At 44.5% G+C, this 19,340-nt stretch carries 16 protein-coding genes; 9 read left to right on the top strand and 7 right to left on the bottom strand.

The window, feature by feature from the left end; translation table 11 throughout:
- The first annotated feature begins 2 nt into the window (after positions 1–2).
- From ACOOEY_RS19320 to ACOOEY_RS19330, 3 genes are all read left to right on the top strand, one after another.
- Entirely contained in the window at positions 3–815 is an 813-nt protein-coding gene (locus ACOOEY_RS19320; RefSeq protein ID WP_420386369.1) for a 2,3,4,5-tetrahydropyridine-2,6-dicarboxylate N-succinyltransferase, read from the top strand.
- Between the two features lie 266 nt (positions 816–1,081).
- A complete protein-coding gene (locus tag ACOOEY_RS19325) occupies positions 1,082–1,681 on the top strand; it encodes a tetratricopeptide repeat protein (RefSeq protein ID WP_420386370.1) in 600 nt (199 codons plus the stop codon).
- A gap of 93 nt (positions 1,682–1,774) precedes the next feature.
- Positions 1,775–2,170: a hypothetical protein gene (locus ACOOEY_RS19330; RefSeq protein ID WP_420386371.1), complete on the top strand. Its 396-nt coding sequence runs from the start codon at positions 1,775–1,777 to the stop codon at positions 2,168–2,170.
- Positions 2,171–2,358: 188 nt separating this feature from the next.
- Here ACOOEY_RS19330 and ACOOEY_RS19335 read toward each other — a convergent pair whose 3' ends face one another.
- Complete coding sequence (locus ACOOEY_RS19335; protein WP_420386372.1) at positions 2,359–3,402, bottom strand: DNA/RNA non-specific endonuclease; 1,044 nt, start codon at positions 3,400–3,402, stop codon at positions 2,359–2,361.
- A 94-nt stretch (positions 3,403–3,496) separates the two neighbouring features.
- On the opposite strand from ACOOEY_RS19335, the gene ACOOEY_RS19340 reads away from it, so the two are divergent.
- Positions 3,497–6,988, top strand: coding sequence for an amidohydrolase family protein (locus tag ACOOEY_RS19340; protein WP_420386373.1), 3,492 nt, complete (start codon positions 3,497–3,499; stop codon positions 6,986–6,988).
- Positions 6,989–8,022: 1,034 nt separating this feature from the next.
- On the opposite strand, the gene ACOOEY_RS19345 is transcribed toward ACOOEY_RS19340, so the two are convergent.
- From ACOOEY_RS19345 to ACOOEY_RS19365, 5 genes are all read right to left on the bottom strand, one after another.
- On the bottom strand, positions 8,023–8,376 hold the full coding sequence (locus tag ACOOEY_RS19345; protein WP_420386374.1) for a nuclear transport factor 2 family protein: 354 nt from the start codon (positions 8,374–8,376) through the stop codon (positions 8,023–8,025).
- A 22-nt stretch (positions 8,377–8,398) separates the two neighbouring features.
- A complete protein-coding gene (locus ACOOEY_RS19350; protein ID WP_420386375.1) occupies positions 8,399–9,145 on the bottom strand; it encodes an SDR family NAD(P)-dependent oxidoreductase in 747 nt (248 codons plus the stop codon).
- A 9-nt stretch (positions 9,146–9,154) separates the two neighbouring features.
- A complete protein-coding gene (locus ACOOEY_RS19355) occupies positions 9,155–9,349 on the bottom strand; it encodes a tautomerase family protein (protein ID WP_420386376.1) in 195 nt (64 codons plus the stop codon).
- Between the two features lie 102 nt (positions 9,350–9,451).
- The gene (locus tag ACOOEY_RS19360; protein WP_420386377.1) at positions 9,452–10,012 is read right to left on the bottom strand and encodes a Crp/Fnr family transcriptional regulator; all 561 of its coding nucleotides are present in this window, start codon (positions 10,010–10,012) and stop codon (positions 9,452–9,454) included.
- A gap of 234 nt (positions 10,013–10,246) precedes the next feature.
- Positions 10,247–10,663, bottom strand: a complete 417-nt coding sequence (locus ACOOEY_RS19365; RefSeq protein WP_420386378.1) for a GNAT family N-acetyltransferase — start codon at positions 10,661–10,663, stop codon at positions 10,247–10,249.
- Between the two features lie 134 nt (positions 10,664–10,797).
- Here ACOOEY_RS19365 and ACOOEY_RS19370 point away from each other — a divergent pair, with 134 nt between their 5' ends.
- On the top strand, positions 10,798–12,279 hold the full coding sequence (locus ACOOEY_RS19370) for a YfcC family protein (protein WP_420386379.1): 1,482 nt from the start codon (positions 10,798–10,800) through the stop codon (positions 12,277–12,279).
- 103 nt (positions 12,280–12,382) lie between these two features.
- Positions 12,383–14,575, top strand: coding sequence for a T9SS type A sorting domain-containing protein (locus tag ACOOEY_RS19375; RefSeq protein WP_420386380.1), 2,193 nt, complete (start codon positions 12,383–12,385; stop codon positions 14,573–14,575).
- Position 14,576: 1 nt separating this feature from the next.
- On the opposite strand, the gene ACOOEY_RS19380 is transcribed toward ACOOEY_RS19375, so the two are convergent.
- The gene (locus tag ACOOEY_RS19380) at positions 14,577–15,278 is read right to left on the bottom strand and encodes an SGNH/GDSL hydrolase family protein (protein WP_420386381.1); all 702 of its coding nucleotides are present in this window, start codon (positions 15,276–15,278) and stop codon (positions 14,577–14,579) included.
- 118 nt (positions 15,279–15,396) lie between these two features.
- On the opposite strand from ACOOEY_RS19380, the gene ACOOEY_RS19385 reads away from it, so the two are divergent.
- The 3 genes from ACOOEY_RS19385 to ACOOEY_RS19395 all read left to right on the top strand — a co-directional run bounded on the left by ACOOEY_RS19385 (position 15,397) and on the right by ACOOEY_RS19395 (position 19,338).
- A complete protein-coding gene (locus ACOOEY_RS19385) occupies positions 15,397–15,726 on the top strand; it encodes a PadR family transcriptional regulator (protein ID WP_420386382.1) in 330 nt (109 codons plus the stop codon).
- A gap of 3 nt (positions 15,727–15,729) precedes the next feature.
- On the top strand, positions 15,730–18,339 hold the full coding sequence (locus tag ACOOEY_RS19390; RefSeq protein ID WP_420386383.1) for an ABC transporter permease: 2,610 nt from the start codon (positions 15,730–15,732) through the stop codon (positions 18,337–18,339).
- Positions 18,340–18,465: 126 nt separating this feature from the next.
- Positions 18,466–19,338, top strand: coding sequence for a zinc-dependent peptidase (locus ACOOEY_RS19395; RefSeq protein WP_420386384.1), 873 nt, complete (start codon positions 18,466–18,468; stop codon positions 19,336–19,338).
- Positions 19,339–19,340: the final 2 nt, after the last annotated feature.

The raw sequence follows: 19,340 nt of genomic DNA on the forward strand, positions 1-19,340 counted from the left end.
AAATGGAACTCAAGGACATTATTGAAAGAGCATGGGACGATCGTTCTTTATTGAACGACAAGGAAGTGGTGATTGCAATCAAGACCATTATCGAAGATCTGGACCATGGTGATAAGCGTGTAGCTACTCCTACACCAGAGGGTTGGATCGTAAATGAATGGGTGAAGAAAGCAGTGATCCTTTATTTCCCAATCCAGAAAATGCAAACCATTGAAGTGGGACCTTTCGAGTTTCATGACAAGATGAAGTTGAAAACGGGCTATGCACAAAAAGGAGTTCGCGTGGTTCCTCATGCTATTGCACGTTATGGTTCTTACGTGAGCAGGGGTGTAATTATGATGCCATCTTATGTAAACATAGGTGCTTATGTAGATGAGGGTACTATGGTAGATACCTGGGCGACTGTGGGTAGCTGTGCTCAAATTGGCAAGAATGTGCATCTCAGTGGTGGAGTAGGCATTGGTGGTGTATTGGAACCGCTTCAGGCTGCTCCGGTAATTATTGAGGACAATGCCTTTATCGGTTCAAGATGTATTGTGGTAGAAGGGGTGAGAGTAGGTAAGGAAGCGGTTTTAGGCGCGAATGTTACCCTGACAGGAAGTACCAAAATCATTGATGTAACAGGTTCTGAACCAGTAGAATATAAAGGATATGTGCCTGAAAGATCTGTTGTTATTCCAGGTTCATATACCAAGAAATTCCCTGCCGGTGAATTCCAGGTGCCTACAGCGCTGATTATTGGTAAGCGTAAGGAAAGCACCGATAAGAAGACTTCGCTCAACGATGCCCTCCGTGAAAACAACGTAGCGGTCTAGTATTGACAGTATTATTCCCACATTGGGAGTTCTTCATGAGAATAAAATAATGTAAGCCACTGATAATCAGTGGTTTATTTTTTTTGGTACCGCCTTTGGCCTTTAATCAGTAGTTGTTTGAGTTTTTGACATTGGGTAGCAGGCTTGACCTGCTTTAAGGGTAGTTCTTTCACCCTACCTGAGGAAAGGGGCCTTGTGCCCCTTTTTCTTTTATAAAGAATGGGAATACATTACCTTTGCCGATCATTTTGGAAGGAATAGGAAGAATGAAGAAGTTAGGCTGGTTTTTATTGGTATTAGTGACCGTGGGATTTTCTGCCTGTAATGATAGCGTTACCAGGGAAGCCGATCAATTATTTAAAGATGGAAAGTATCGAGAGGCTATTCAGGCTTATGACGAATACCTCGCCACCAAACCAAAGGATGTCAAGTCGCTGTACAACAGAGGCAGGGCTTATGAAGAATTAGGTCAATTGAGCAATGCCAAAACCGATTTCGAAAAGGTGCTTGACCTGGATGGTGATAATCTCAATGCTAACCTGAGTATGGGTAAGTACTGGTACAATCAGAAAGACTTTACCAAAGCCATTTATTATTTCGATAAGGTAATTGAAGTAGATGGCCGTGTATCTACCGCTTATTTATTGAAAGGCAGATCTTTGCACCAGCAGGGTGAGTTTCCGGAAGCCCGTGAGAATTATGATCAGGCGATTAATTTCGATAACAAGAACGCTGAAGCGTTTCTCTACAGAGGTGCACTCAAAATTGCCATGAATCAAAGCAGAAGTGCCTGTAATGACTTCACCAGGGCCAAAGCACTGGGTGCCGAAGAAGCTAATGATGCCCTGAAAAAGTATTGTAATTAAGACATATGCAATAGTTTCTCGTGAATTGCTTCTCACCAAAGCAACCTTTGAGTATTTTGATGCATCTATCAAACGCAAATCAAAAACTCAATCATGAAAACAATGCAAATTTTCAAAAGAACCATGATGTTTAGCGTAATGGCCATGCTGTTATCGTTATTTTCAATGAACCAATCTATGGCGCAAACTGAATACGATCCTTCAGGCGTCTGGAAGTACGTGGTACCAACCCCCGAAGGTGATTTAACCGGTGAGCTGACTATTTCAAAAACTGCTGAAGGTTATGAAGTAGTGATTAAAAGCAGCGTTTATGGTACCATTGAATTGGAAGATGTGACTTTTAAGGACATGATTCTTGAAGGCTCTTCTGAAGTAGATGGTGGAATGGTTGATTTCGAATGGAAATTCGATGGAGATGATCTGGAAGGCTATGCGCACACAGATGATGGTAGTCTCGAAATTACCGCCACCAGAAAAAAGGATCAATAAACCACCTTTAAAAAGCTTTGATCGAACCCTGAACTTATTCAGGGTTTTTTTATGCCTGAAATATTGAGCACATAAAATAGACTCGCTGGTAGTCTTTCCACCCTGCGTCTTCTGTATCTCTCGTCATTCTGAATTGATTTCAGAATCTCTCTATTAATTAATCTGGTGTGGAACATGCTGTGACGCTACTACTTAAACCACCTCGAAGTCATTTTTGACGATTCCAGAGCATTTTCCAATTCATCCGGCATAGAAGGGAAGAAGTCCAGACTGGTGAGTTTCTCCAATTCATCGATAGTCACTACAAAGGTGCTCAAATCGGCCGATGACTTTTCATTCTTCATCAGAAAAGCAATGGCTTTAACCTCCGGCTTTTCTATGTCCAGCACAATCTTGTAGTAGTATTCAGGAACAGACACCTGATTCTTACCAATGGTCTTGAAACGCTTATTAAGTACAGGACCAGTTACAACATAGACAGCCTGATTGGCTTTGGCCCAGTCACGAACCTGATCTTCCAGCTTTTTCCATACACCCCGATTGAAGCTGGGGTTCTGAGGACTCATGTTGCTCATGTAGAAGCTTTGAGAGAGGGCAAACTCATCGTATGAGAAATCGGCAGCGGGAGCGAGGTGGCCTCTGTCGTAACCTGAGCCTTTATAATCATCCAGGGAAGCAGAGCCTGACCTTACCCTGGGGTCTTCTCGGAAATTGTCTTTTCGCTCATAGGTAGTTTGATTCAGTGAATCGGCCACCAGCTTATACGCTACCCAGGCAGCTTGCTCGTGCTCTTCGTTATAGCGGATGGTGTAATAGGGTCTTTCAATAATGGCATCATTGGCCGTGTAGGCCGGCCACATGAAGTCAAAAGCAGCGGTAAAGTACAAGTCGAAGGCATCATAATCGAAAGGAGTTTCTTCAGGGCTTTCTTCACTGATATTTTCCTCAACGGGCTGAGCTTCAATTTTCTTTTCCTCTTTCGGAGCCTCTTGCTTTGTTTCTGGTTCTGCTACTTCAGATTGGTCGAGGTCAGGTAGTTTCAGCTTTAATTCGCTTAAAACCTCAGGAACCAGTTTGCCTTCCTTAAAAGCCAGAGCACCATAGGCCAAAGCCAGTAAAATGAATAAGCCCAGTAGGATTCTGCCAAAGGATGAACCTCCCTTAGATCTTTGCTGCTTACTGCTTTTTCCTCTCTTCGCTGATCGTGAGTTCGACTTTCTCTTCTGAGCCATGCTGCTTTTTTCGCAATGTTAACCAATATTCAGATTAGACCGTAGCTGATAATTCTTAAATTCAAAGCTACATTGCGAATTAACCAAGCAAACTATGATACACTTGATCAAACCAAGGAACCTGCGCCAATGGCTGGCGGTGGCATTGGCTGCCGGAGTCTTTTGGTCTACGGGACTGAACCAGGCCAATGCCTGGCAGGAGGAAAAATCAGATACCTCTAAATTCAATCAGAAAACCTATAAAGACCTGCCGCTTAAAGCGGAAAGGCTATTGGAGTTCAATACCAAGGAGGGTACCTGGATTTCAGTAGACGTGTCACCTGATGGTAAAACTATTGCCTTCGATATGTTGGGCGACTTGTATACCATGCCGATCTCTGGCGGTAAAGCCACCAGAATTACTGATGGTATGGCCTATGACACACATCCACGTTACAGCCCTGATGGCAAGAGCATTGTGTTTACTTCAGACAGAAGTGGCTCAGACAATGCCTGGATCATGGACCTTGAGACGGAAGAGTTCACCCAGATCACCAAAAGTAATAACGAATGGGTACAGTCAGCTGAATGGTCACCTGATGGGGACTATATTGTAGTGACCAAAGGAAGACGTAATCACAAACTATTCATGTACCATAAAGATGGGGGTGGAGGTTTCCAGATCATCAGCAGTCCTTCCGGCCTGAAAGTGATTGAACCGGCTTTCTCTCCTGATGGACGTTATATCTACTTCTCTCAGAGAAATGGTGCATGGAATTACAATGCACAACTACCACAGTATCAGATTGGTATGTATGATCGTGAAAATGGAAACCGATCTACAGTGACTTCAAGATATGGATCAGCCTTTACTCCAACGTTGTCACCTGATGGCAAATGGATGGTTTATGGTTCTCGCTATGAGGATGAAACCGGCTTAGTATTGCGCGATATGAATAGCGGTGATGAGAGATGGTTGGCCTATCCGATTCAGCGCGATGAGCAGGAGTCAATTGCTCCATTAGGTGTATTACCTGCAATGTCTTTCACTCCCGATTCAAAAGAGGTAATCACTTCATGGGGTGGAAAGCTTTACAGAGTGGCCATCCAGGGAGGTAAAGTCACTGAGATTCCTCTGGATGTTGATGTGAAGCTGGAAATGGGACCAAGGCTGAAGTTCGAATACCCGATTTCTGACGATAAGGAAATGGTTGTCAATCAAATCCGTGACGGAGTACCTTCTCCCGATGGTACGCAACTGGCCTTTACTGCATTGAACAGACTGTATGTGATGAGCATTCCTGACGGTGAACCAAGACGACTGACTGAATTCGATATGACCGAAGCCATGCCTACCTGGTCACCTGATGGTAAAATGGTAGCATTCGTGACCTGGTCAGATACCGAAGGTGGTTCAATCTACAAAGTGAATGTAGAAGGCAGACCACGTCCGGTTAAACTCACAAAGGAACCTGCGATCTATCAAACCCCTGTTTGGGCATCTAATAACAGAATTGTATTCACTCAGGGAAGTGCCCAGAACCTTAAAGATGCTTCAGGACCTGGTGCCGCCAGAGCTTCTGAAGACCTGAATTGGATTTCTGCCGATGGTGGAGATGTAAACTTTATTATGAAAACTCAGGGTAGAAGCGGACCACACTTTGTTAAAGGTGACGACAGAATCTATCTCAGCAGTTTCAATGGCCTGAGCTCTGTGCGTTGGGATGGAACTGACGAGAAGCAAATTGTAAGAATAACCGGTATCACTACCTACGGATCGATCGCTGATCATCATGAGTCTCCTTATGAGATATATGATCCATGGTCAGTAGAAAACCAAACTACCAGTGGTGGAACTTCTTTAGAGGAAGGCGATGGCTGGAGAGAAAATAATCCTCCTACCAGAGCAACTTCTATTTACATGGCTCCTGAAGGAGATAAAGCCATAGCTTTGATCAACAATGATATCTATGTGGTTACAGTGCCAAAGCTTGGACAAACACCAACCATTTCAGTGTCTAACCCCGCTTCTTCCCAGTTCCCTTCAATGAAATTGACGGAAATCGGTGGACAGTTCCCTGCCTGGTCATCAGATGCCAAAAAGGTACACTGGTCTATCGGTAATGCTCATTTCATCTATGACCTGGATGAAGCTGAGGCTTATGCCGATAGCGTGAAAACCGCTAAGAAAGAAGCAGCCAAGGCCAAAGCAGAAGCCAAGGATGATGAAGAGAAGGAAGAAGGAGACGAAGCGGAAGCCAAAGAAGACGACCAGAAAGAAGAGAAGAAAGATGAAGGCTATCAGCCTGAAGAGTTCAGAGTGAAGGTAATGGCAGAAAAGGATATTCCTGAAGGAAGAGCCCTGCTCAAAGGTGCCCGAATTATTACCATGAATGGTGATGAGGTAATCGAAAACGGAGATATTCTGATCGAGAATGCCCGAATTAAAGCGGTAGGTACCAGCGGTTCACTGACTGTGCCTCGTGGTACACAAACCATCGATATGTCAGGTAAGACTATTGTTCCAGGCTTTATCGACACACACGCCCACATGTGGCCGGCATGGGGCTTACACAAAAATCAGGTGTGGATTTATGCTGCTAACCTGGCTTATGGTGTAACCGCTACCCGTGACCCTCAGACTGCTACTACAGACGTATTGACATACGCTGACCTTGTTGAAACTGGTGACCTTTATGGCCCAAGAGTTTATTCAACCGGACCGGGTGTAGGTTACTGGATGTATAACCTGAAAGACCTTGATCACACAAGAAGAGTGTTGAAGCAATACAGTGAGTACTACAACACCAAAACCATCAAGATGTACCTGGTGGGTAATCGTAAGCAAAGACAATGGGTGATTGAAGCTGCTAAAGAACAGGAATTGATGCCTACTACAGAAGGTGGTCTTGATTTCAAGATGAACATGACTCAGTTGATTGATGGATACCCGGGACATGAGCATTCATTACCAATTGCGCCATTATACTATGATGTAACGCATGCCGTAGCAGAATCGAAGATGGCATACACACCAACATTATTGGTGTCTTATGGTGGTCCATGGGCTGAGAATTACTTCTACAGCCGTGAGAATCCTTACCATGATGCTAAAATGCAGTATTTCACTCCTTACGATGAATTGGCTTCCAAGTCGAGACGTAGACCGGGATGGTTCATGGACGAAGAGCACGTATTCCGCAAGCATAGTGAAGGAGTGAATAAGATTGTGACTCAGGGCGGTTTAGCCGGTGTAGGTAGCCACGGCCAGTTACAAGGTTTGGGCTATCACTGGGAACTTTGGTCAGTAGCTTCTGAAATGAAAGCACATGATGCCCTTAAAGTAGCCACTATCTTAGGCGCTACTGCTTTAGGCCTTGAAGGTGACATCGGATCTATTGAAGCCGGTAAGCTGGCTGATCTGGTGATCCTCAATGACAATCCACTGAATAACATCAGAAACACCAACAAGATCTATCAGGTGATGAAGAATGGTAGACTCTACGATGCCAATACGCTGGATGAAGTATATCCTCGCAAGAAAAAGGCAGAGACCTTCTACTGGCATCAGGCTAAACCAGAAGGTTTACCAGGACTGAAGAAGTAAGAACTAGTATTTAGCGATAAGAATTTAGAAAACCGATGGGCATTGCTCATCGGTTTTTTGTTGATGTCGACTTCAGCCCAGATAGAAAACCAGATGAGTCAACGAATCTGATACAATGATACCCCTTTAGGGGCCAGGGGAAAATTTGCAGAGAGATTGCTTCGTCATAAAACCTTGTTATCACAGGTTTTATTTCTCGCAAAGACGGTACCGGTGCGGTCATGCTCACCGTCATTCATGCCTAACGGCAGTCTAATTACGGATCGTTAAGTAGACAATACTCTTTATGGTCTGAGATTGAGATACTATAGGGATTCCCGCCTGCGCGGGAATGACGTGTTATAGAGACGGTTTCTGTGGCTCTTTCCTTTCACCCAAGATAGAAAACCAGCTGAGTCAACGAATCTGATACAATGATACCCCTTTAGCGACCGGGGGCATTTGCACCTACTGTTGCCACAATTGGTGTCCCCACCGATTGACTGACCATGTTGGAGGTTTTGTGCTTTAAACCCGTTATGGTGAGTACTATTTTAAGAGTAATCAGTCATGCACTGTATCGGTTCTTTCCATCCCGAGTGCAAGGAGGGATCTAACATTAAGTCATAGCATTGGCAGGTCTTTCGTTTAACTCAAAATAGAAAATTATAAGTCAAAACTGTAAACTTATTTTAGGACGAGTCAACGGATCTGATACAGTAATACCCCTTTAGGGGCCAGGGGAAAGTTTGCAGAGAGATTGCTTCGTCATAAAACCTTGTTATCACAGGTTTTATTTCTCGCAAAGACGGGACTGGAGCGGTCATGTTCACCGTTATTCAGAGTGAGTATAGAAGAATGTCCACCTCCGTCCTTCGGACACCTCCGCCAGCGGAGGACATTCGTGCAAGCCAGGTCTGTATCGGACTTAGTTATCCCCCTTTGGAGGGGGGAGGGGGAGGACAAGACACACTGATATCAACAAGAAAACCCTCCGAAGTCTGCCTGAGCATTTTCCGGAGGGCCATTAGCACAACAAAGAAACCTAACTTTCTCTAATCAACGTGAACAAAAAGCTTGTTCACTATCTTCCATTCTCCATCAATTAAAGCCAGAGAAAGAAAGTCATAGTAATTAAACCCCAGCATGGGTACCCGCAGACGAGCAGTAGCCATTTGGCCGAGTACTTCAATAGATAGAATCTGCATGTTTTGCGTCTCATCCATTTCACTTGGGCTCTTCCTGTTCTTCACACCTTCAAGGTATTCATCCAGGCTTTTGGCATAAGGCTGACCCTTGATGTCGCCATATAGATAGCTGCCCTTGAGAAACACCTGCTCCAGTTTATCTGTATCACCATAAAAGAGTCCATCGAAATAGATGCTGATCATTTCAGCGATTTTGTTCATGCTCTCAGTCATCACTCAAGGCTTAAAGGCTGTGACCAATTGCATGACCGCCACCTACATGGAGCGTGTCACCCGTAACAAACGAGGCGAAGGCCAGATAATAGGCAGCTTCGGCCACTTCTTCCGGTTCACCGATTCTGTTCACCAGGTGTAACCCTGCCAGGCTATCGGCATCTTCCACACCAATTTTACCTTGTAATGGGCTTCTGATAATACCGGGAGCGATCGTATTCACCCTAATATTGTCTTTACCAAACTCGGCAGCCAGATGTCTTGTGAGTGTATGAATGGCACCTTTGCTGGCGAGTGGCGCTGAACAAGGGAAACCTGCAATGGCATGATCTACCAACACAGTACCATTGTTAATGACAGTACCACCCTGACCCTGTGCTACCATTTGTCTGATAGCAGCCTGCGAGGCAAAGTAAGTACCCTTCAGGTTAATGTTCATATAGCGATCAATATCGCTTTCCTCAACTTCAAGGAATGGTTTTGGAGCGAATACTCCAGCATTGTTGATCAATACATCGACACCACCGAAGGCTTCGATTGCGGCCTGAACCAATTGTTCACCTACAGCCTTCTGGCTGATGTCTCCAGCGATAGCCACCAGGCGATCTGAGTGCCCCAATTCACGAGCGGTAGCGTCCAGTCTATCCTCGTTTTCAGAATTAATAACCAGTTGATGACCTTTGGACAAAAAGTGCTGAGCGATAGATTTTCCAATTCCGGTTGAAGCACCGGTGATAATTACTCTTTTAGTTTCCATAATGACCTTTTACTTTTTGAGTTCTGAATATAGATTTCCCTTTACGCCCCAATTATCTGTTGGTACTTCCTGAATCACGATATGAGTCGTTTCCGGTTTTTTGTCCAATACATCTACCAGTAATTGCGTAACTCCCTGCACTAATTGCAGCTTCTGCTCTTTGGTTACATTTTCATCTGTAACCTGAATGTTTACATAAGGCATTGCTTAATAATTTTTGTTAGAACTTATTTGATTACAAAGTTCTGGAAGAGGGAAGGGCTGGAGGAGGAGGTACATCACTATTATGAAGTGATGTAGATCACACTATTGATGGAAACGACTGAGGGTTTCTCTGGAGACACCCAGATAAGAAGCGATGTATTTCTTAGGGACCCGTTGAAGCAGTTGAGGATACTGCTCCAGTAATTGCTCATATCGTTCTTGTGCCGATTGAGTCATCATGCTCAACAATCGGTTCTGAAGTGAAATGCGACCGAGTTTGCTCTTTTTGGCCCAGAAACGTTCCATTTTATGCATTTCTGCCGTTAGCTTTTCGCGGTTACTATGGCTGATGGCGAATAGCTCTGTGTCTTCAAGGCAGTCAATGGATATTTTAGAGGGAGTTCTTTTGACGAAAGATTCATAGTCGGTGATCCACCAGTTTTCCATTCCGAATTGAAGAATATGTTCTTTGCCATCATCACTCAGGACAGAGCTTCTTACACAGCCTTTGATTATCCAGAACTCTTTGTTCACTAATTCACCCTCCTGAACAAGGTATTGATGTTTACGCCTTTTGATGGGCTCAAAATGACTGAGAATAAACTCGAATTCCTCATCAGTCAATGGAATCAGCTCTTCAATATGGACTCTTAGCGGATGCATCCACGGCAATTAAATACTTTTTGACTTAAAGAGTTCCGGTAGTAGCGAGATAATAGGTGTTAGATATTAAAATTTAGATAATCGATGAAGTGGCCTTGAGGGGTTCGACCGTTCCTGGTCCTCGTTTCAAACGAGGACTAGTTGCAGTAGCCGATAGCATCGGACTTAGTTGTCCCCCTTTGGAGGGGGCAGGGGGAGGACATCATCACCCCAATCAACTCATTTTCAAATTAGCTAATCAACCACCATCTCCATCACCACATAGTCAAAACCGCCTTTTTCGAAGTATTGGTCCGTTTTGTGCATACCATGTCGTTCATAAAGCGAAGTAGCATTGAGCCTGGCATTACACCAGATTCTTTTGGCTCCTCGTTCGGTCATCTCCTTTATGAGATGAGAGAGGAGTAGAGTTCCATAACCTTTGCCTTGTTCTTCCGGCAGTGTAGCGAATTTTCTAAACTGGGCTTCTTTCGTTTCATGATTGATGAAGCCAGAGATTACCGCCACCAGTTCATCATCCACAAAGCAGCCCAGATGAATACCTTCCTCATCAGTAGAGATTTTGACGTAGTCGAAAGGTTCATTAGGCCAGAGTACCTGATGGCGGATGGCCCAGGTCATTTCAGCGGTAATGGGTTTGATGCTCTTCATGAAAATGAATCGATGTCAGGGGCTAATATCAACTATTATTACCAATACATCACCAATGGCCTTGCACTTAGCACATCCAAAGCGGGTGCCATGCTTCCCTCTTTTTCCCTATCTTACACTTTTCAACCACAGCAATGCGCAAACTCAAGTTCCCTTCGGCATATACCACACTCTACGTTATTATTATCATATCAGCCCTGGCTACCTGGCTTATGCCTGCGGGTAGCTATGATACGCTCAGTTATGCTGATGGTCAGTTTGTCATTGAAGGAGAGAATGCGGCTACTATACCCGCTTCTCAACCAGCCCTCGATAGTCTGGGGCTACAAATGGAGCTCAGTAAGTTTCAGGAGGGAAAGATCAGGAAGCCTGTTTCAATCCCCAATACTTATCATGAAATGGACTCCAATCCACAAGGCTTAAAAGCCATCTTATTTGCACCGCTTAAAGGAATTTATGAGTCAATGGATATCATCCTCTTTGTGCTTATCATAGGCGGATTTATTGGCGTTTTTCAGCATTCCGGTGCTTTGGAAAAAGGAGTAGGCTTCCTTTCAGAGAAGCTAAGAGGAAGAGAGAAATGGCTGATCATTCTGACCATGCTGTTGATTGCCCTGGGAGGAACCACTTTCGGTATGCAGGAGGAAACCATTGCTTTTTACCCTATACTGGTACCTATTTTCATTGCAGCAGGATATGATTTATTAGTGCCCGTGGCAGCGGTTTATATCGGTTCATGTATTGGGTTGATTGGCGCTACAGTCAATCCATTCGGAACCATCATCGCCTCTGATGCAGCAGGTGTTAGCTGGACAGTGGGTGTGTATAGCAGGCTGATCATGCTGGTGTTAACCGGAATCGTAGGTATTAGCTATGTAGTGCGCTATGCTGAGCGTGTTAAGGCCGATCCGACTAAGTCCCTTCTTTACGGCTTGGGTGTAAAGAACCCCTTTGAAAAGAAGACGGTGGAGGCACCCGGACCAATGAAACCCGTTACCTGGATACTACTTTCTCTTTTTGCACTCACTTTTGCCACCATGGTTTATGGTGTCTCCATGCTCAACTGGTGGTTTGAGGAAATGACAGCACTGTTTCTGGCTGCTGCTCTCATCATTGGCGTTTTGCAGAGAATCTCGGAAAGTGATTTTGTTTCAGCCTTTGTTTCAGGGGCTAAAGACCTGCTGGGAGTTTCATTGATCATAGGGATTGCCCGTGGTATTACCATTGTGATGAATGAGGGCAATATTTCCGGCACCATTCTCAATCAGGCTAGTGAAATGGTCAGTGGTACCTCAGCATTAATTTTTCTCCCGGTGCTGATGATTGTGTTTTTTGTCCTGGCCTTCTTCATTAGCTCTTCTTCCGGTCTGGCCCTAGTCAGTATGCCCATCATGGGAGCGTTGGGCAACGTGGTGGGAGTACCAACGGAAGAAATTGTCAATGCCTATCTTTTTGGTTTTGGAATGATGCAGCTGATAACACCTTCAGGATTAGTCCTGCCTTCTCTGGCTATGGTGAATGTGCCCTACAATGTCTGGCTCAAGTTCAACATGAAATTGATATTAATCATTGCTCCAATAGGAGCAGTTGTATTGATCTTAGGATATCTGCTTTAGCTCTTTTCCTCAAATAATAGAACCTCTTACCAATTGACCTTATAAAGTTCACTCATTATTTCTTACATTTTTATATTGAATTAGGTCAAAACTGAGAAACTCTATGAAGAAGGCTTACGCGCTGCTTTTCTTTTTATCTGTCCACTTTTTGCTGTGCACTAATCTCCAGGCACAATCAGATCATTCGGTGGCCAGGGACTGGATGGAGGAGCTACTCACATCCATTAGAAATGACCTGGCCCGACCAACAGTACATGCCAGAAACCTTTTTCATATGTCGGCCGCCATGTACGATGCCTGGGCTTTTTTTGACGATCAGGCAGAAACATACATGCTGGGCAAGACCGTCAACGGCTTCAGTTGTGATTCACCCTTCCTAAACTCAATTAACAAGGCGGATCTTGATCAGGAAGAGGTGATCAGTTTTGCTGCATTTACCTTGTTGAACCATCGTTTCCGTAATGCGGAGAGGTATCCGACTCTTTCATTGAGATATTCACGTTTACTGGAGCAACTGGGCTATGAGTTCTCTTACCAAACCAATATCAGCGATGGCACATCAGCCGCTCTGGGTCAGTTTATAGGTCAATGCTACATTGAATATGGCTGGACTGATGGCTCTAATGAGAAAGAACGATATGCTAACCAATTTTACGAACCTGTCAACCCTCCAATTGCACCGCTGTTTTCCGGTAACCCCGATCTAAAAGACCTCAACCGATGGCAGCAGGTTCAACTAGAGGTCTTTATCGGACAAAGTGGATTCGTCAGTGGAGACTTACAGCCCTTCCTCAGCCCGGAATGGGGCAATGTTTATCCCTTTGCTATGAATGAGCAGGATAGGGTAAAGAAAAGAAGAGATGGTCATGATTATTGGATTTATCATGATCCGGGAGCACCACCGCGTTTCGATGACTTTCAGAATGGTGGCCATGAATTCTATAAATGGAATTTCAGTACAGTTGCTGTCTGGAGCGGGCATTTATCTCCATGGGATAATGTCATGTGGGATATCTCACCCGCTACAATCGGAAATAATCCGGAGCTCCCTGAAGACTGGTCAGAATATGCAGACTTCTACAACCGAAGAGATGGAGGTGATGCCAGCCGGGGCCATGCGATTAATCCTGTAACAGGAGAGCCCTATGAGCCCAATATTGTTCCCAGAGGTGATTTCACCAGGGTACTGGCCGAATTCTGGGCAGATGGACCTGATTCAGAAACACCACCCGGCCACTGGTTTACCATTCTCAATTATGTGAGTGATCACCCTATGGTGGTTAAAAAGTTTAAGGGTGAAGGCCCTGTTTTGAGCGATCTCGAATGGGATATTAAGTCATACTTTGTATTAGGTGGAGCCATGCATGATGCTGCCGTTTCTGCCTGGAGTGTGAAGGGCTATTACGATTATATCAGACCCGTCTCAGCCATTCGGGGCTTAAGCGATTTGGGGCAGGCTGTATCTTCAGCTTTACCGACCTACGACCCGAATAGCTTCGGACAGGAAATGGACTATATAGATGTGGTAAGGTTTGGTGACCCCTTAACCCAGTTCAACAATGAAGCCATAGACAAACTCAAAATAAAGGCCTGGAGAGGTCCAGCCTATATTTTCAATCCGGCTGTTGAACAGGCAGGAGTAGATTGGATTTTGGCGGAAAACTGGTGGCCATACCAACGTCCGACCTTTGTAACACCTCCATTTGCTGGCTATGTGTCAGGCCATTCAACCTTTTCCCGGGCTGCTGCCGAAGTACTGACCCTTTTTACGGGTGATGAATTTTTCCCGGGAGGTATGGGAGAGTTCATTGCCAGAAAAAATCAGTTCCTGGTTTTTGAGGAAGGCCCTTCAGTAGATGTGACCTTGCAGTGGGCTACTTACCGCGATGCGTCAGACCAGACCAGTTTGTCAAGAATCTGGGGAGGAATTCATCCACCTGTTGATGATATTCCTGGTCGTAAAATGGGCATTGAAGTAGGAGTAGATGCCTTCGCCTTTGCAGAGCAATTCTTTACTGGTAAAGTGCCTGATGAGTTTGGGCTTAATCAACTCAATATTGAAGTCGCTCCTAACCCGGTGCTTAGCGGGGATATGCTGAATGTGAGCGTTTTCAGAGATATAGATCAGATGCAGTTTCAACTGGTAGATATGAATGGGGGAATTGTAGAAGATGTTAACATCAGCTATTCCGAAAAGACCGTTCAACTCGACACGCAGAATCTGGCTCCCGGCCTTTATGTACTTAGAATGAGCAACGGCTATGTGGGAGAGAGTATCCGGTTTGTGGTGAGATAGATTACTTTTTCAGGTATTTACTCACAGCATTCAGGAACTGTTGCATACTCTCATCGTCTTTGATGCCCTCAGTTCTGAAGTCTGTTTTTAATGTTGTCACCTCAAGTTTAGGGTGGATTGATTTGAGGATGACCACCGCTTCCAGAAAGCTTCCCAGCTGTGAAGGGTGAAAACCATCTTCACCATATAATTCATACTCCGGATGTTCCAGGTTGAGCTTCTGCCACACAGCGCCTAGTGGTATCAAAATAGCCCGACTGGCATGAGAAGCGTCCGTATAATTTTCGATTACTGCATCGAAGCTTTGGTAGTAGTCTTTAGCTGGCCAGACCATCAGAAAGGCTGTTTTGGCTTTATTCTGACGAGCCAAAGCGGCTAGTTTTCCACCCATATCGAACAGTTTTTTCCGCCCATAGTCCTGGGAGGAAGGACCTTGCTGAAGAATCATGAAGTCGTAAGGCTTGGAGGCCAGTTCAAATAGTACCGTTCCCTCATTCAGGTGATCTTCTAAGGCATAATTGGGCTGGCAAAGGCACATGGTTTGAACAGATAGACCATTCATTTCAGCCAGGTCTTCCAGCATCTGTGGCATGTCGTTGGAGTAAGTCAGGCTGTTACCAACAAACAGAATGTTTTGTGCCTTCGTAAGGCAGCAACTCATCAGCAGGCATAGCGTAAGCAGTGTCGTTTTTCTGACCATCAAGTATCAAACACCTGACAAGAATGTAACCCCTAAGGAACTTTCAGGTAGTCAATCTTATTAAAGATACATTTAGGACTTTTATATATTATGGCTACATTTAGGATTAAAATATTTACCAATGGGAAAACAATCAATAGGGGAGTTTGAAGAAGTGGTGTTGCTGACAGTTGCCATCCTTTATGAAAATGCCTATGGAATCTCAATTAAGGAGGATATAGAACAGCGACTCAATCGAAAAGTGAGTGTTGGAGCTATGCGTACCGCATTGAGCCGACTCGAAAAGAAAGGGTTTCTGAAATCCGAATTTGGAGAAGCCACAGCTATGCGTGGTGGAAAACGTAAGCGATATTATAAGGTGACTCCCTACGGCAAGAAGGTGCTGGAGCAGGTAATGGAAACCCGCAAGAAGCTGTGGGAAGCCATTCCATCAATGGCATTTGATTTTTAAGCTATGAACGGTCAAACTCAAATATCACCTCCGAAATTCCCTCTCTGGTTTCTTCGCTTGTTCTGTAGCCCGGAACTACTCGAAGATGTTGAGGGAGATTTGAAAGAACTTTTCGCAATCAGGAGCAGTGGCAATAAGGTCAAAGCCAGGCTGCTCTTTTTCTGGGACGTCTTACTGCTTTTTCGTCCCGGTATTATCAGACAATTCAAATTATTCAAAGGTCAAAACAACACGGTTATGTTTAGCAACTACTTTAAAATTGCATTGAGAAATGCGCTACGCTACAAAGGCTATACCTCACTCAACCTGCTGGGTCTGGTGGTTGGTATTGCTTCCAGTATACTGATTCTTCTATGGGTAGAAGATGAAGTAAGTATGAATAGGTTTCACACACAAGGAGACCAGATTTATCAGGTCTTCAGGAATATGAAGCAGTCCGGAGGGCAGGTGAATACAGCCACTTCTATTCCCAAACCACTCGGTGATTTTGTGAAATCGACCTATTCCGAGGTGAAGGACATGGCTCAATTGAGCTGGTTATTAAATCTGGACATTAAAAGGGAAAATGAAGCCGTTACAGAGGCAGGCCGATTTGCCAACCCTGCTTTTCTTACCATGTTCTCTTTCGATGTACTGGTAGGAGATAGGAACTCCGCTTTGAATGAGCCTAATAGTATGCTTATTTCCCGATCAGTGGCAGAAAAGTATTTTGGTCAGGATTGGCGAGAAGAAGCTCCCGGTACCATGGTGAAAGTAGAAAATGCTTTCGATGTGCAAATAACCGGTGTGTTTGAAGATCCTGATAAGCACTCAACGCTGGATTTTGACTGGCTTATTTCAGCTCAGGCTTATTATGCTGCAAACCCATGGGTAGAAGATTGGGGAAACGGGGCTTTTGATACCTATCTGCTCATTCCTGAAGAATCACAGGTAGAAACAGTAGCAGATCGTATTCTGATGGAGATCAAGGATCACACACAAGGTAATCCAAATGCCGGAGATGAAGAATTGATCATCCAGCGATTTACAGATACCTACCTCTACTCGAATTTTGAAAATGGCGTTGTGGCTGGTGGAAGAATAGACTATGTAAGGATTATGACTGTTGTAGCCATTTTCATCCTCCTGGTAGCCTGCATCAACTTTATGAACCTGACAACAGCCCGTTCCAGCAGGCGCTCTAAAGAAATTGGTCTCAGAAAAGTTATGGGTGCACCAAGAAAGTCGATCAGAACACAATTCTATTTTGAGGCCATGCTGCTGACCACTTTCGCTGTCGCTATCAGCTTGCTTTGTGTAGTACTCTTACTGCCTACTTTCAATCAGATTGTAGGTAAGTCACTGGTACTGAATTTTCTGGAGCTGAACACCTGGTATTTTATTGGAGGTCTTATTCTGACTGTAGGTATTCTTTCGGGTACTTATCCTGCCATATTACTGCCGGCATTCAGTGTAATTCAATCCATTAAAGGCGGTGTGATGAAGCAGTCCGGTTTTGCCGTCTTATTCCGCAAAGGACTGGTAGTTTTTCAGTTTGCCATATCCACGCTGCTGATTATCGGTACTACTGTCATTTACAAACAGATTGATTATGTATTAAATAAGGACCTGGGTATCAATAAGGATAACTTATTGGCTGTTGAACTCAAAGGTGACTTACCTACCAGAATAGAGACCTATAAGAGTGAATTAATGCGTTTGCCTCAGGTTACTCATGTGGCAGGAGCCTCTGGAAATCCACTGAACTATGGCCGATCTACCAGCTCTGCCCACTGGGAGGGCAAGAATCCGGAAGAGGGTTATGAAGTGAATGTGATGTTGACGGATGAGGACTTTTTCTCTACCACGGGTATGACTATTCTGGAAGGAAGAGGTTTCTCTGGCGAACTTCAGGATTCAACGAATTTTGTAATCAACGAAGTGGCAGCTAAACTTATGGGCTTTGACGACCCTATAGGTAAAAAGCTATCATTCTGGGGAATTGATGGTAAAATTATTGGTGTGGTGAAGAACTTCCACATGAGGGACTTATACCAGCCGATTGCTCCACTGATTGTTTCCTGCTACCAGCAATTCGATCCACCTGTTGCCCTGATTAGAATTGACGAAAGTGCCACAGCCGCTTTGGCTGCGATTGAAGAGGTGACGGAAAAGGTAAATCCCGGACAGGATTTTGAGTATCAGTTTATTGATCAGGCCTACGCAGAAAGCTATGCCAATGAAAGAACAATGCGCACCCTGGCCAATATATTTGCTCTGGTGTCTATTGTGATTTCAGGTTTGGGGCTACTGGGTTTGGCCTCTTATTCCGCAGAACAAAGGTCGAAGGAGATTGGTGTGAGAAAAGTGCATGGAGCCTCTGTAAGCCAGGTGCTACTGTTACTCTCAAAAGACTATGGTAAGCTGATTTTCCTGGCTTTCTTATTGGCCATTCCATTTGGCTATTACTTCACTCAGGATTGGCTGAATCAATTTGAATTCAGAACCAACCTGGACCTATTCACTTTTCTGATGGCAGGTTTAATCGTGTTTGTTCTTGGAGTGGCCATTGTGGCTGCGAAATCATACCAGGCCGCTTCTGTAAACCCGGTCAAGAGTTTGAAAGAAGAATAGCGTTAATATCACCTGGTTTCACCCTGGTTTGAACAGGGTTGACCGCAAAGGCACCAATTCTCAGATTTAGTTTGAAGAATCGGTGCCTTTTCTGTTTTTTGGTCTTTTTATTTCTGACTAATGATTGTGACCTGGATACTGTTAGCCGCTCTATTGCTGGTTATCTACTTCACCTTTGATATTTCACCTAAAAAGAAAAAACAGAGTATTCCGGTCAATATGCCAGCCCGTTGGAAGACCATATTGATGGAAAGGGTGCTATTCTATCAGCAATTGAATGGCGAGCAGAAAATTCGTTTTGAGCGGGATGTAATTGAGTTTTTATCCAGTGTTAAGATTACAGGAGTCCGGTGCGAAGTGACACTGGAAGACAGGGTGCTAATTGCCAGCAGTGGAGTGATTCCACTTTTTGGTTTTCCGGCCTGTACCTATAAGAACCTGGAAGAAGTCATTCTCTATCCGACAACCTTCAATCGTCAATTCCAGCTTGATGATCCTGACGAACTGATAACGGGCATGGTGGGAGCCGGAGTCATGGAAGGGAAGATGATACTTTCCAAACCAGCACTACACGCAGGTTTTGATATCAATACCGATCGAGAGAATACAGCCATTCATGAGTTTGTGCATCTGTTCGATAAGGAGAATGGCTTTATTGATGGCGTGCCTCCGGGCTTGGAGAAAAAAACTTACGCCTTACCCTGGTTGCAGCTGGTACATCATAAGATTGCCGATATTGTGGCAGACCGTTCGGATATACGGGATTATGCAACTACGAATCCCATGGAGTTTTTTGCTGTGGCGGGAGAGTACTTCTTTGAGCGACCGGATTTGCTGAAAGAAAACCACCCCAAGCTATATGCTCTGCTGGTCAAAGTCTTTAATCAGGACACTGCTGCCTTTATGAGTGATCAGTATAAGAGCAGAGAGATTGGCCGGAACGCTCCTTGTCTCTGTGGCAGCGGATTGAAGTTTAAGCAGTGTTGCTGGGAAGATTAGAC

Source organism: Roseivirga sp. (assembly GCF_965216855.1).
In the GTDB taxonomy this organism is placed as follows: domain Bacteria; phylum Bacteroidota; class Bacteroidia; order Cytophagales; family Cyclobacteriaceae; genus Roseivirga.